Below are 14,174 nucleotides of genomic sequence, written 5' to 3' on the forward strand. Positions count from 1 at the left end.
TTAAAACCAATGTTGATTCTGATCGTAGATGACGAAATTAAGGTTGCCCAGAGCTTGCAACTGATCCTCAAGCTGGAGGGGTTTGAAGCCCAGATTGTAACATCGGGGGCAGCAGCTTTTGAAGAGTTAGCGCGTCATCCTTACGATATAGCCCTCCTTGATCTGAACATGCCGCAGATTGATGGCATGACTGTTCTTGACCACATCACCCGCAACCACCCTGACACCAGCGTCATTGTGGTCAGCGGCGAGTCCGAAATCAGAAAAGCTGTTCACGTTCTGAAGGCCGGAGCCAGGGACTTTGTTCGCAAACCCTACACCCCGGAAGAACTGATTTTTTCCATCAATAACGTGCGTGAAAAAATCCAACTGGAACGTGACAATCAAGCGATGATTGCGACGCTGCAGGAATCAGAGGCCCTCCATAAGTTTATTGTTCACCACTCACCCGATCTGGTCTATATGCTCGACCATCAGGGCAACTTCACCTTCGTCAACAACAATACGGCAGAACGACTGGGTTACAAGAGACAAGAACTAATGGGTAGACACTACAGTAGTGTTGTCTACCCTGACGATCTGGACCTTGCGCAACGATACTTTATGACCAACGCAACCTTACCCCACCACGAAAGTATCGAGTTGCGCCTGCAAGGCAAAAACAAGGGTAATATCATCCATGCTGAAATCCGCTCGATTCATATCGAACGAAAGCTTGCTGGAGGCTACCGTTTAGGCCGTGCTCGCAAGCCGGATACCCATGCTATCGGCACCTATGGCGTTGCCCGGGACATCAGCGAAAAAAAACGCGCAGAAGAAATTATCCGCTTTCAGAATAACCACGACCTGATGACCGGCTTACCCAACCGCAGTCTCTTCCATGAGCGGCTGGAGCAGTTACTCAGTCGAGCGCGCAGCACCAACGAAACCTTTGCCCTGATCCTGATCGATATCAATCGTTTTAAGCTGATCAATGATACCTACAGTCAAGCAGTTGGTGACAGCGTCTTGCGCAGCTTCGCCGAACGCCTGGGACGCTGCTGCACAGCGGTTGACACCCTGGCACGCATCGGCGGTGATGAGTTTGCCCTGCTGATGCCTACCAGTGGTCCGGCCGACACTTTTGCCCGAGCAAGAGCCGAACGCATAGTTGAAGAGACCATGATGCCGATTCGCGCCAATGGCCACGACATCCATCTGAGTGTCAGCCTCGGTATCACCATTTATCCGGACCATGGCAACAGCTGTCAGGATCTTATGAAAAATGTTGACACCGTGCTCTGCAATCTGAAAAACCGCTCCATCAACTCCTATGGTTTCTACAATACAACCCTGGAGAACAAAAACAGTCAAAAGGTGTTTACCGAAAATCTGATCAGGCAGGCACTAAAGAACGATCAACTGATTGTACATTACCAACCCCTGGTCCAGGTCAGCACCTTGAAGGTAGCCAGTATAGAAGCTCTGGCCAGAATTCAATTATCCTCCGGCAACATTCTTATGCCTACTCAATTTATCGAGACGGCAGAAGAAACCCCACTGATTCATGACATTGGCGCGCGCGTCATTGAAATTGCCTGCCGCGACCTCAAAGATTTAAACCGCAGGGGAATCAAAACCCAGGTGTCGATCAATGTCTCTGCGGTGCAGTTGCAGATGGAAAATTTCGCCGGAATAGTACTGGAGCGGATCCATTTCCATCGCCTCCGGCCACAGGACATTGAACTGGAACTGACAGAGAATGTGTTGATTCAGGATCTCAAAACCACCGTTGCCAACATCGTTGAACTCGCCGGTGCCGGAGTGAACATTGCCGTGGATGACTTTGGTACCGGGTATTCGTCCCTCTGTTATCTTGATCGTCTACCCCTCAACACCCTCAAGCTGGACAAGTCCTTCATCCAGAAAATTACGCCGGAGAACCCTGCTGAGCCGATTATTCCAGCCATGATCAGAGTCGCCGAGGGGCTGCAATTACGCTTTGTCGCCGAGGGGATAGAAACCCGGCAACAGCACGAATACCTGTTAATCCACGGGGGGACAATTGGTCAGGGATATTACTATAGTCGGCCCGTTGCAAAGGAACAGATCATCGACTATATGTTAGCGCATCATGATACGGCGGGAACATTCCAGCAAACTAAAAGCCAACAGGCGAGTCCCGGGTAGCCCGACACTCGCCTGTACTATCTGACATCAAAGGAAAGAAGGGTTATTGATCCAGGATAGCGGCATGGGCAGCTGCCAGCCGTGCGACCGGCACCCGATAGGGGGAGCAGGACACATAATCAAGACCGATTTTATGGCAGAAAATAACACTCGATGGTTCACCACCATGTTCACCACAGATCCCCACCTTCAGATCCGGACGGGTTGAACGTCCACGCTCAAAACCAAGTTTAACCAACTCACCGACCCCGCGCTGATCCAGGGCAACAAACGGATCTTTCTTCAGTACGCCGCGTTCGACATAATCAGGCAGAAAATTGCCGGCATCGTCGCGTGACAGCCCATAGGTGGTCTGGGTCAGGTCGTTGGTACCGAAGGAGAAAAATTCTGCTTCTTCGGCAATGGCGTCAGCGGTCAGGCAGGCGCGTGGCAATTCGATCATGGTACCGATCAGATATTTTACCTTAACCCCATAGCGTTCACAGACGGCATCAGCCATTTTAACCGCATTCTCACGTAAAATTCGCAGTTCATTGACATGCGCCACCAGAGGAATCATGATTTCCGGCACGATATCAAACTGTTCATCGCGCACCAGTTCGCAGGCCGCCTCCATAATGGCCTGCACCTGCATGTCGTACACTTCGGGATAGGTGATCGCCAGACGACAACCACGGTGACCAAGCATCGGGTTAAACTCATGGAGCTTTTCCACGTGTGATTTCACTTCGGAAAAGCGGATGCCGACCGCTTGGGCCAATTCGGACACATCATCGTCGTTTTGCGGCAGGAACTCATGCAACGGAGGATCAAGCAGACGAATAGTAACCGGCAAACCCTTCATCTCACGAAAAATCCCGAGAAAATCACTCTTCTGCATCGGCAGGATCTTATCGAGGGCCCGTTTACGTCCGGCCAGATCATTGGCCAGAATCATTTCTCGTACGGTTTGAATCCGATCCCCCTCAAAGAACATATGCTCCGTCCGGCACAGACCAATCCCCTCAGCACCAAAGTCGCGAGCCACCTTGGAATCATAGGGAGTGTCGGCGTTTGTCCGCACCTTCAGACGTCGGAAACTGTCGGCCCAGGCCATCAGGGTGGCAAAATCGCCGCAGACCTGAGGTTCTACCTTGGGAACATTACCTAACAACACCTCTCCGGCAGAGCCATCGAGGGTGATATATTCACCACGTTTTATCACTTGTCCGGCTTCAGTGGTAAATTGTTGTTTTTCGTAGTCGATCTTGATCGCGCCACAGCCGGAAACACAGCATTTCCCCATACCGCGGGCAACAACTGCAGCATGAGAGGTCATCCCTCCGCGAGCGGTCAGGATGCCGCGGGCGGCATGCATACCGTGAATATCCTCCGGGCTGGTTTCAACCCGCACGAGAATCACATCTTTTTTAAGCCGTGCCAACTCTTCTGCTTCATCGGCGGTGAAGATGACCTGGCCACTGGCAGCCCCGGGAGACGCCGGCAGCCCTTTGGCGATCACCTGCTTCTCCGCCTGAGGATCGAGGGAGGGATGAAGCAGTTGATCGAGCTGATCGGGACTGACCCGCAGGACCGCTTCCTGTTCGCTGATCAAGCCCTCATTGACCATCTCCACGGCGATCCGGATGGCGGCGTGGGCCGTGCGCTTACCGGTGCGGGTCTGCAGCATGTAGAGTTTCCCTTTCTCGATGGTAAACTCGATGTCCTGCATGTCCTTGTAATGCCGTTCAAGCAAGTCGCGAATCTTTGCCAGTTCCTGGTAGCTTGCCGGCATCACCTCTTCCATCGCCGGCAGGTCCCCTTCCTGATACTTGGCGCGATTGATCGGCTGCGGGGTACGAATCCCGGCAACCACATCCTCCCCCTGGGCGTTGACCAGATATTCTCCGTAAAAGTAGTTTTCTCCGGTCGAAGGATCACGGGTAAAGGCAACACCGGTGGCGCAATCATCCCCCATATTGCCGAACACCATCGCCTGAACGTTGACGGCAGTACCCCAATGGGCCGGGATGCCGTTGAGTTTGCGATAGGTGACGGCGCGAGGGTTCATCCAGGAACCGAATACGGCACTGATCGCGCCCCACAGCTGCTCCTGCGGATCTTCAGGAAAATCCTGGTTCAGGGTTTGTTTGCAACTCGCCTTGAAATCGGCAACCAGTTGTTTGAGATCATCGGCAGACAGCTGGGTATCGAGGGCAACGCCGCGTTGTTGTTTTTTCTGGTCGAGGAGGTGTTCGAGGATTTCACCGTCCATCCCCATGACAACGTTGGAATACATCTGAATGAAACGACGGTAGGAATCGTAGGCAAAACGGGGGTCGTTACTCTGTTTGATCACCCCTTGAATGGTCTGGTCGTTAAGTCCGAGGTTGAGCACCGTGTCCATCATCCCCGGCATCGAAGCCGGAGCACCGGAGCGCACTGATACCAACAGCGGATTGGCGGCGTCGCCGAACCCTTTACCCATCCGTTTTTCCAGCAACTGCAGGGCGTTCGCCACCTGCTCGCGAACCTCATCGGGGTAGTCCCGATCGTTGGCATAAAAGGCCTTGCATACTTCGGTGGTCATCGTGAAACCAGGTGGCACCGGCAGACCGATCGAGGTCATATCCGCAAGATTCATCCCTTTGCCACCAAGCAACTCACGCATGGTACTGTCACCGTCAGCCTGCCCCTCTCCGAAAGAATATACGAATTTTGCCATCCTGATCTCTCCTTACAGGTAAAAATACCATCAATTAAATAGTGTTTCAGGACAAACGACTAAAGTCAGCAATGCCACTGAACAGGGTGGAAATTGCCGCCAGCAACGCCAGCCGATTAGTTCTGAGCGAAGCATCCTCAACCATTACCATCACATCATCAAAAAAAGCATCGACCGGCTTGCGTAACCGGGCGACGGACTCAAGGGCAGCAACGTAATCACCCCTTTTAATCGCAACCGAGACATTTTGTTCCACCAGTTGCAATTGCTGATACAAATCCTTTTCACTGCTCTCCACCAGCAGTTGTTCATCAAGCCGGGTATCGGTCTGCTGCTTGACCATATTGCCGACCCGCTTGAAGGCGACGCTCAGCAAATCAAAATCAGCTCGCTGTTTCAACGTCGTCAAGGCCTTGATGCGCGCCAGGGCATCGACCGGCACAGTAAAAGAGGCACTCAATACCGCATCAACGACATCGGCAGGGTACTGCTGCGCCAACTGGTTGACCAGTCGCAGACGGATAAAGGAGACCACATCATCCACAACCTCTTGCGCCGGGCGCTGACGCTTGTTATCAAGTAAAGCAACACTGCGAGCGATCAACTCGGGGATGGACAGAGCATAACCACGATCGAGGATAATGCTCAGAATGCCAATAGCGTTGCGTCGCAAGGCGTAGGGATCGGCAGTTCCGGTAGGAATCAGACCAACGCTGAAACAGCCGCAGATAGTATCAATTTTGTCGGCAATAGAGACAAAAGCACCGATATCGTCGGCAGGCAGAACGCCCCCGGCCTGGGTTGGCAGGTAGTGTTCGTAAATAGCTGTTGCGACACGCGGGTCCTCACCTTCGAGCAGGGCATATTCGCGTCCCATCACCCCTTGCAACTCCGGGAACTCATAAACCATGCCGGTCTCCAGATCGCACTTGGCCAACAGCGCGGCACGGCGCGTCAGCGCCAGAGTATCCGGTGCAAACTGCTCTGCCAGCTTAGCAGCAAGTTCACTGAAACGTTCAACTTTTTCAAAGCTGGTGCCGAGTTGCGCCTGATAGACAACTTTTTTTAGTGCGTCAAGACGCTTCTCAAGGGGAGTTTTTTGATCTTCGCGCCAGAAAAACATCGCGTCGGCCAGGCGAGCCTTCAGCACGCGCTCATTACCGGCCACCACCACCGCTGGATCAACTGCCTGGGTATTGGCTATGGTAATAAAATGGGGCAGCAACGTACCCTGCTCGTCGACCAGAGTAAAATAGCGCTGATGCTCACGCATACTGGTAATCAGCAGCTCCGATGGCAATTGGAGAAAACCGGCTTCGATGGAACCGGCCAGAGCCTGTGGCGACTCAACCAGGAAGGTTACCTCCTGTAATAATTCGTCATCAGGATTGATGCGTCCCCCCAGTTGATCAGCCAGGGCGTGCAACTGCTCTTCGATCAACTGACGGCGGGCAGCAATATCAACCATGACATGATGTTGCCGCGCTTGTTCAACATAATCCTCAACCCCGGTAACCCTGAATTCATCCGGCGCCATAAAACGGTGCCCGCGTGAACGATTTCCACTCTGCAGATCGCCATAGGTCACCGGTACCACTTCACCGCCGTAAAGGGCAACGATCCAATGAACCGGGCGTGCAAAGCGCACATCCAGATCCTTCCAGCGCATCGATTTTTTAAAGCTGATTTTATTGATGACGCGGGTCAAGATCTCCGGCAGTTGATCGCTGGTGTCACCCCCTTCAATAATCTTTGAGATCCCGAGATAGTCCCCTTTTTCGGTCTGCACAATCTTCAGATCCGCCACCTCAACACCATTAGTGCGGGCAAAACCGATGGCGGCTTTGGTTGGCTGCCCCTGCCCATCATAAGCGATACGCGCGGGTGGACCGGTCAGTTCAAGCTCCTGACGCTGTTGTACCGATGACACCTCCGCAACAGAAATCGCCAGTCGCCGCGGGGTGGCAAAAGTCGTGACCTCACCATGAGGGATACGGGCGTGTTCAAGTTCCTGACGCAGCAGGTTTTCCATATCGTTAAGGGCACGAGGAATAAACCCGGCGGGTATCTCCTCGGTACCTAATTCGAGAAACAGTTCTGCAGACATGTATGTCTCCAATCCTTGCAGGCAATTAGCACCCGGTAGAAGCAGCTATTTTTTTAGCAGGGGAAAACCAAGTCGTTCCCGTTGTTCAACATAGGCACTAGCGCAAAGCTTGGCCATATTACGCACCCTGCCGATATAACCGGCACGCTCGGTCACCGAAATAGCCCCGCGGGCATCAAGCAGGTTAAATGTGTGTGAACACTTCAGGACAAAATCGTAGGCTGGGAATACCAGCTTTTTCTCAGCCAGTCGCACCGATTCCTTTTCGTACATGTTAAAAAGCTGAAACAGCATGGCAGTATCAGCTTCTTCAAAGTTATAATGGGAAAATTCGACCTCAGTTTGATGGTGTACATCACCGTAGCGAATCCCTTTGACCCATTCCAGATCGTAGACGTTATCTACGCCCTGAAGGTACATGGCAATACGCTCAATCCCGTAGGTTATCTCTCCAGGGATCGGCTTTAAATCGATACCGCCACATTGTTGAAAGTAGGTGAACTGGGTAATTTCCATCCCGTCGAGCCACACCTCCCAACCCAGTCCCCAGGCTCCCAGGGTAGGGGATTCCCAATCGTCTTCAACAAAACGGATATCGTGCGCAAGAGGATCGATACCAAAACTCTTGAGCGAATCGAGGTACAGATCCTGAATATTGAGGGGCGAGGGCTTGAGAATAACCTGGAATTGATAATAGTGCTGCAGACGATTGGGATTTTCACCATAGCGCCCATCAGTTGGGCGCCGCGACGGCTCAACATAAGCAACATTCCAGGGCTCAGGACCGAGAGCGCGCAGAAAAGTCGCAGGATTAAAGGTTCCGGCACCTTTTTCGATGTCGTAGGGCTGTTGAATAATACACCCCTGGGCGGCCCAGAAGTTCTGCAGGGAAAGGATTAGTTCCTGAAAAGTCACGGTACCTCCAAGAAACAGGCAACAGCCCGTCACAACGGATAAAAGGAAAGGTCATCTGCGTTCGGGAGTTTAGCTATCACCCTTAAGGATGTCAAGATTCTGATTCACGGGCACTTACGCGGGCGAGAAACTTCAACGAATTGGGTTCACGTGGCAGAATTTGTCGGAGCACCTGGGAAAGCAGCAGATGACCATCACGAATTGTTGTCGCGCCAAGCTTAAAACCGTCAAACCGGTGATGGGAAACCCGCAGTGAACGGGCTAGTGAGCCCAGGCTGCCCAGGCTGACCTCAAGATCGTTGGTACCGGCACAATCACGGCAAAGACTGCCGCCACGCTGAGAATCAAAACAAATCGGCTCGTTATCAAATATTTTCAGGCATTCACTGCAATGTAATAGGTGAGGGATATACCCAAGCAGGTAAACCAGCCGCAACTCCAACAGCAGGCGTGCGACGTCATGGTCCCCGCCCCGCTCAAGGTAGTCAAGATAACTGCACAGCAGTTCGTAAATCCTTTGATAATCTTCCGTCTCAGCTGCCAACAGCTCGACCAGCTCTACCCCGTATCCAGCCAGAGCCAGACGATCCAGGTCCGTGCGCAAGCCGCTGCGGGGGGTAAGCAGATCAGCCTCCTGCAAAGTCCAGAGGTCCCCCCGTCCCTGACGCCAGTGAAACACCGCCTGGCTAAAAGGTTCCAGGGCCGGACCAAAGCGCTTACGGCTGTTGCGTGCTGATCGGGCAAAGCCCTTTTTAATCCCCCAGGCTGCAGTAAACACACTGACGATACGATCCGCTTCACCATAATTAACATAGCGCAACACCACTCCTTCACACCGTAGCAGGGCACCTTTCATGGTCACACCCTGATCAGATCAACAGCCGAAGGAAGATCGTAGCGGTACCAAAATAGATAAGTATTCCGGTAATATCGTTGGCAGTTTGAATAAAGGGACTGGATGCAATAGCAGGATCGATCCCCACTTTTTTGAAAAATGACGGGACAATGACGCCCATACAGGCAGCCACCGTGATGGCGGCCGACATGGCAATACCAACCACCAGACCAAGGTACAGATTCTGGTGCCAGGACATCGCCACCAGCGCAATGACCAAACCACAGACCAAGCCCATAATCAATCCGACCCGCAATTCCTTGAAAAACACCTGGCGCAAACTACCAAAGTCGATTCGTCCGGTAGCAAAACCGCGAATCAGAATAGTCGAGGATTGACCCCCAACATTACCACCCATGCCGGTAATGACCGGCACAAAAGAAATCAGCATTATCGCCTGTTCCAGGGTTGTCTTGAACATCCACATCAGAATGCCGGTCGTAACCCCCCCCAGCAGGGTCATCAGTAACCATGGCAAACGCAAACGGGCGATACTGAAGGATCGGAACCCAAGCAATAATTCCTCTTCCGTTGTCCCGGCCATCCGCAGGATATCTTCGGTGGCTTCATCCCGCATAACGTCGATAACGTCATCAACGGTGATAACCCCCATAAGTTTACCGTGCTCATCAACAACCGGTATGGCAAGAATATTGTACTTGGCGACTAATTCAGCAACATACTCCTGATCCATATCAACCCGCACACGTATCACGTTGGTAGACATGATCTCCGCCAGCTTGGTGTGAGGAGGTACGGTCAGGAGTTGGCGCAACGATAGAACACCAACCAGATGGTTATGCTCATCGGTAACATAGACGTAAAAAACCATCTCGTAGTCCTGAGCATCGTGCAATTTTTCAATCGCCTGCTTAACCGTGATGTCCTGATTAAGAAAAAAAACGTCCGTCGACATGATGCCGCCGGCTGAGTCTTCGTCATAAGCCAGCAAACGCTCAACGTCTTCAGAATGGTCATCATGCATTTCGGTCAGCAAGTCTTCCGCCAGACTGTCAGGAAGACTGCGAATAAACAGCGCACTGTCATCATCGGCCATTTGATGAACAACGGAAACCAGATAGTCACGATCAAGAAGACCGGCAAGTTCCGGCCATGAGTCGGGATCTAATTCAGCAAGAACATCTGCTGCCCGTTCAAGATCAGGGATTAAAGACAGCAGGGTTTTTTGCTCTTCAATCGTAAAATAACGAAAGATATGTGCAATATCGGCGGGATGGATCTTTGTCAGTGCTTTTTTTAAGTTGGGAGTAGCATCGCGGCGGAGCAATTTGCTGATCGACTCCTGAAGCAAACGCATCTTGTTTTCGTGCATAATGTCCACCATTCCAGAATAAAATCCGCCAAAATACCGTTTGCAGTCGAATGTGATATGAGTCTGTTTAAAGCATTCACAATCCGTCTGGTTATCATCACCAACGAAAAAAGGGCAAAGAGGATGATATCTCTTTGCCCTTAAGAATTAAACGACTGGCTAAAATCAATTTGCGACTGCTTCCTTTTGCTCACCGGCGCTTGATTTGACGTCACTATGGTCGGCATCATCAGTGGCCTGGGCAACATAACCGTCTTCAACCAGCTCAATGATAGCCATCGGGGCATTATCACCCAGACGATTCTCGAGACGCAGAATGCGGGTATAGCCACCGGGACGTTCAGCATAACGCGGTGCAATCATCTCAAACAAGCGTGCCACCACTTTAGGTTCACGAATGACACGCATGGCCTGACGACGTGAATGAAGATCACCACGCTTGGCAAGAGTAATCATTTTTTCTGCCAATTTGCGCAATTCCTTGGCACGGGTAACGGTTGTTGTGATTTTTTCGTTCTGAAAAAACGAGGTCACCATATTACGCATCATATGCTGACGATGGTCTGGTTTGCGACCTAATGTTCTTCCGGATTTATTGTGACGCATCGGGATGTTCCTTTCTTAAACAATCACAGGACGATTATTCGTCATCCTGACCTTTTCGTATCAGTTTCAAGTAGTCGGGATCAGGAAAAGAATCGATCTTCATCCCCAGGCCTAAGCCCATGTCGGCAAGGATATCCTTGATTTCGTTGAGTGATTTTCTACCGAAATTCTGGGTTTTGAGCATTTCCGACTCGGAGCGTTGTACCAATTCCCCAATCAGATTAATTTGGGCATTTTTTAAACAATTAGCACTACGAACCGACAGTTCCAACTCCTCGACAGAACGGTAGAGATTTTCATTAATCTTGTTCTTTTCGCCCTCTTCTTCCTCAACCTGCGGTTCTTGGTCTTCGTCAAAGTTAATAAAAATCTGCAGTTGCTCCTTAAGAATCTTTGCTGCAAAAGCTACGGAATCATCAGGGGTGACACTGCCATCAGTATAGACTTCAAGGGTCAACTTGTCATAGTCCGTCATGTTTCCAACACGTGCATTGGAGACATTGTAGTTGACCTTGACGATGGGAGAAAAGAGTGCATCGATTGGGATTGTTCCCACCGGAGCACTGTCATCGCGGCCGCGATCTGCTGACACATAGCCCTTTCCCATGGAGACAACCATATCCATCTCCAGGTCTGACTCTTCGCCACAGGTAACGATATGGTGCTCGGGATTGAGTATTTCGACATTACTGTCGGTGATCAGATCACCGGCACGGACCACTCCGGGGCCTTTTTGCACAATACGAATGTTACGGTTATCATGACCATGCAGACGAACCTTAACCCCTTTGAGGTTAAGAATGATATCAGTTACATCTTCCGTCACACCAGGCACATTGGAAAACTCATGAGCAACATTCTTGATCCGCACAGATGTTATAGCTGCGCCCTGAAGTGACGATAACAGGACCCGGCGCAACGAGTTGCCAAGGGTGGTCCCGAACCCGCGCTCAAAAGGCTCAGCAACAAACTTACCGTAAGTGGAAGTCAGTTCGGCAGCCTCAAGTCGTTTAGGGCTGATCAGATTTCTCCAGTTTTTGTACATATTTATTGAATCTCCCTCTCAAGAGTCCTTGGCGAGGTTGTGATTATTTTGAGTAGAGTTCGACAATCAGTCGTTCATTGATCTCTGGAGTTGTCAACTCTGCACGCACCGGCAGGGTCTTCATCGTACCTTTGTAGGCATCACGATCAAGTTCTACCCAGGAAGGTACTCCACGTCGCATGACACTATCCAGCGATTCATTGATACAGGCAATCTGACGGCTTTTTTCAATCAGACTGATAACATCATTGGGTCGAACCAACTGGGATGGAATGTTGGCTTTGTGACCATTGATCTGGAAATGTCCGTGACGCACCAAAGTACGGGCCTGAGCCCTTGAGGCTGCAAATCCGAGGCGATAAATAACACTGTCGAACCGCCTCTCCAAAAGGATCAGCAGATTTTCACCGGTAACACCACGCATCCGATCCGCTTTGGTGAAATACAGTCTGAACTGTTTTTCCTGCAAACCATACGAACGCTTTACTTTTTGTTTTTCACGCAGCTGCGCACCGTAGTCAGAAAGCTTGGACCGACGCTGACCGTGCTGGCCAGGTGCGTAATTACGGCGTTCCAGGGAACATTTATCGGTGTAACATCTGTCCCCTTTAAGGAACAGTTTGGTATTTTCTCTTCTGCACTGACGGCAGACTGGACCTGAGTACCTAGACAACTTCTTCCTCCTTGTTGCTTAAACGCGACGACGCTTGGGTGGACGACAGCCATTGTGGGGGATTGGAGTGACGTCCTTAATCATTGTCACTGTCAGTCCGGCAAGGGAGAGGGCACGTAACGCCGACTCTCTACCACTACCTGGACCCTTGATATAGGCCTCTACCGAGCGCATACCATGCTCCATGGCTTTGGTTGCAGCTTCTTCAGCGGCAATCTGGGCAGCAAAGGGGGTACTTTTACGCGAGCCCTTAAAACCTTTTGCCCCCGAGGTTGACCAGGCTACCACGTTACCCACAGGGTCGGTGATGGTCACAATAGTATTATTAAAGGTCGACTGGATATGTGCGACTCCGCGCGCGATATTCTTTTTTTCAACCTTTTTACGTACGATTTTCTTACCTGATTTGGCCATGATAACTCCGCTTATTTCTTCTTGCCGGCAACAGTCTTCTTGGGACCTTTACGGGTCCGTGAATTATTCTTGGTGTTCTGTCCGCGCACCGGCAAGCCTTTACGGTGACGAAGTCCACGATAACATCCAAGGTCCATCAGACGCTTGATATTCATCGAAACCTCGCGGCGCAAATCACCCTCCACTCGACAGTTATGGTCAACCAATTCACGAATCGTTGCCAGCTCAGTCTCGGTCAGATCATCTGTGGAAGCGTTATAATCAACACCAGCCTGATCAAGAATTTCTTTAGATTTAGTGCGGCCGATCCCATATACATAGGTCATTGCCACTTCAATGCGCTTGTTGCGCGGGAGATCAACTCCAGCAATACGTGCCAATTTTTCCTCCTAGGGCCTTATCCCTGTCTTTGCTTGTGTTTGGGATTCTCGCAGATGATCCGGATAACACCTTTGCGTTTAATGGTTTTGCACTTATCACAGATCTTCTTGACCGAAGCTCTTACCTTCATTGTGAGATCCTTTTCCTATCCATTTCCCATCACATGAAATGGGAGTGACTATGTATCAATCCGGGAGAGTATCTCCGGACCGTTTTCAGTTATCGCTATCGTGTGCTCAAAATGGGCTGAGCGTTTGCCATCAACCGTGACAGCAGTCCAGCCGTCATCAAGGATTGACACGCCAGGTTTACCAATATTGACCATTGGTTCAATGGCCAGAGTCATTCCCGGGCGCAATCTAGGCCCGCCACCAGGCGAACCGTAGTTCGGGATCTGTGGGTCTTCATGGAGCTGACGGCCGATACCATGACCAACAAATTCACGCACCACACTAAAGCCTGCATCTTCAACACAGGACTGTACAGCGTGTGAAATGTCCGACAAACAGCCATCTGGCCGCGCAGCTTCAATCCCTTGGTGCAGAGATCTAAAGGTTACATCCAGCAACCGCTGGCTTTCACTGTCAATCTCGCCTACCGCAAAGGTAATGGCATGATCACCGTAATAGCCATCACAGATCAAGCCGAAATCGACACTTAAAATATCACCCTCAACCAATGGAGTGGCATTTGGAAAGCCGTGAACAATCTGCTCATTGGGTGAAGCGCAGATAGTAAAAGGAAAACCACCGTAGCCCTTAAAAGCAGGCTTGACATTCCATTTACGACACTGATTATAGGCAATAACATCGAGCTCGAGGGAGGTGATCCCAGGCTTGATCTTGTCTCGCAGCAACATTAAGACGTCTGCGACCATCCGCCCGGCACGACGCATTTTTTTAACTTCAGCTTGCGACTTTATTACTATCAAT

Annotated in this window: 13 protein-coding genes; 1 reads left to right on the forward strand and 12 read right to left on the reverse strand. The window is 51.0% G+C overall.

Going from position 1 to position 14,174, the window contains the following annotated elements; all coding sequences use genetic code 11:
• The first annotated feature begins 9 nt into the window (after positions 1–9).
• On the forward strand, positions 10–2,169 hold the full coding sequence (locus tag ICT70_RS05875; protein ID WP_191154470.1) for a putative bifunctional diguanylate cyclase/phosphodiesterase: 2,160 nt from the start codon (positions 10–12) through the stop codon (positions 2,167–2,169).
• A 43-nt stretch (positions 2,170–2,212) separates the two neighbouring features.
• Here ICT70_RS05875 and ppdK read toward each other — a convergent pair whose 3' ends face one another.
• From ppdK to map, 12 genes are all read right to left on the reverse strand, one after another.
• Complete coding sequence (gene ppdK / locus ICT70_RS05880; RefSeq protein WP_191154471.1) at positions 2,213–4,873, reverse strand: pyruvate, phosphate dikinase; 2,661 nt, start codon at positions 4,871–4,873, stop codon at positions 2,213–2,215.
• A gap of 46 nt (positions 4,874–4,919) precedes the next feature.
• A complete protein-coding gene (gene glyS, locus ICT70_RS05885; protein ID WP_191154472.1) occupies positions 4,920–6,980 on the reverse strand; it encodes a glycine--tRNA ligase subunit beta in 2,061 nt (686 codons plus the stop codon).
• A 45-nt stretch (positions 6,981–7,025) separates the two neighbouring features.
• Positions 7,026–7,895 carry a glycine--tRNA ligase subunit alpha gene (glyQ, locus tag ICT70_RS05890; RefSeq protein WP_191154473.1) on the reverse strand — a complete coding sequence of 290 codons (870 nt, stop codon included), beginning with the start codon at positions 7,893–7,895 and terminating at the stop codon, positions 7,026–7,028.
• A 91-nt stretch (positions 7,896–7,986) separates the two neighbouring features.
• Positions 7,987–8,751, reverse strand: a complete 765-nt coding sequence (recO, locus tag ICT70_RS05895; protein WP_191154474.1) for a DNA repair protein RecO — start codon at positions 8,749–8,751, stop codon at positions 7,987–7,989.
• A 13-nt stretch (positions 8,752–8,764) separates the two neighbouring features.
• Positions 8,765–10,123: a magnesium transporter gene (gene mgtE / locus ICT70_RS05900; protein WP_191154475.1), complete on the reverse strand. Its 1,359-nt coding sequence runs from the start codon at positions 10,121–10,123 to the stop codon at positions 8,765–8,767.
• Positions 10,124–10,288: 165 nt separating this feature from the next.
• Positions 10,289–10,729 (reverse strand): 50S ribosomal protein L17, encoded by a 441-nt coding sequence (gene rplQ, locus ICT70_RS05905; protein ID WP_191154476.1) that lies wholly within the window; start codon positions 10,727–10,729, stop codon positions 10,289–10,291.
• A 34-nt stretch (positions 10,730–10,763) separates the two neighbouring features.
• Positions 10,764–11,774, reverse strand: a complete 1,011-nt coding sequence (locus ICT70_RS05910; RefSeq protein ID WP_191154477.1) for a DNA-directed RNA polymerase subunit alpha — start codon at positions 11,772–11,774, stop codon at positions 10,764–10,766.
• 43 nt (positions 11,775–11,817) lie between these two features.
• Positions 11,818–12,447: a 30S ribosomal protein S4 gene (gene rpsD / locus ICT70_RS05915; RefSeq protein ID WP_191154478.1), complete on the reverse strand. Its 630-nt coding sequence runs from the start codon at positions 12,445–12,447 to the stop codon at positions 11,818–11,820.
• An 18-nt stretch (positions 12,448–12,465) separates the two neighbouring features.
• Positions 12,466–12,861 (reverse strand): 30S ribosomal protein S11, encoded by a 396-nt coding sequence (rpsK, locus tag ICT70_RS05920; RefSeq protein ID WP_191154479.1) that lies wholly within the window; start codon positions 12,859–12,861, stop codon positions 12,466–12,468.
• Between the two features lie 11 nt (positions 12,862–12,872).
• Positions 12,873–13,241, reverse strand: a complete 369-nt coding sequence (gene rpsM, locus ICT70_RS05925) for a 30S ribosomal protein S13 (protein ID WP_191154480.1) — start codon at positions 13,239–13,241, stop codon at positions 12,873–12,875.
• A 17-nt stretch (positions 13,242–13,258) separates the two neighbouring features.
• Entirely contained in the window at positions 13,259–13,372 is a 114-nt protein-coding gene (rpmJ, locus tag ICT70_RS05930) for a 50S ribosomal protein L36 (RefSeq protein WP_191154481.1), read from the reverse strand.
• Between the two features lie 48 nt (positions 13,373–13,420).
• Positions 13,421–14,173, reverse strand: coding sequence for a type I methionyl aminopeptidase (gene map, locus ICT70_RS05935; protein ID WP_191154482.1), 753 nt, complete (start codon positions 14,171–14,173; stop codon positions 13,421–13,423).
• Position 14,174: the final 1 nt, after the last annotated feature.

The organism is Pelovirga terrestris (assembly GCF_014773365.1).
Taxonomy (GTDB): Bacteria; Desulfobacterota; Desulfuromonadia; order Desulfuromonadales; family Geopsychrobacteraceae; genus Pelovirga; species Pelovirga terrestris.